The organism is Tepidiforma sp. (assembly GCF_026419595.1).
Classification (GTDB): domain Bacteria; phylum Chloroflexota; class Dehalococcoidia; order Tepidiformales; family Tepidiformaceae; genus Tepidiforma.
In genome coordinates, this window is record NZ_JANZZD010000140.1 from 1 (window position 1) to 509 (window position 509).

A 509-nucleotide genomic window follows, 5' to 3' on the forward strand; every position below is an offset into this window, starting at 1 on the left:
GCTCAGCTCCTCCACCACAGGGTCAGACATGTGCCACCTCCAGCATCTTGAGCGCCTCCGCAGCCTCGCGGAGGCGGCGCGCCGCACGGGCGGGGTCTCCTGCCCCGGCTGCCGCCGGCGCGGGTTCGAACCCGGGGAAGCGCCGTTCGCCGTTCACCAGCTCGAAGAGCCGGCCCCCGCCGGCGCGCACCACCAGCGCGCCCGGGTCGGCCGGGACGGTCACGTAGGAGACTTCGAGCAGCTCATGCTCATGCCCCCGGGTGAAGACGAGCACCGCCTCGCCGCCGATGGTCCGCACTTCCGTCTCGCCGGGCAGCCAGCGCACGCTCGTCGCGGAGACGAAGCCCTCGGCGACGAGCTCCCACGTGACCTTCGCCTGCGGGTGCCGCGCGAACTCGTGGACGTCGATGACCTCGCGCTCCGTCACCACCCGCTCGCCGGGGACGGCGCGGGCGATGGGGAGCTGGGCGGTGTCGTGGTTCCAGAGGACGACGGGGTTGCGGTCGTAG

General features: G+C 73.3%; 1 protein-coding gene. It reads right to left on the minus strand.

Going from position 1 to position 509, the window contains the following annotated elements; genetic code table 11:
* Positions 1-22 precede the first annotated feature (22 nt).
* A partial coding sequence (locus tag N2041_RS14825) for a hypothetical protein (RefSeq protein ID WP_297679412.1) occupies positions 23-509 on the minus strand: 487 nt, incomplete at its 5' end.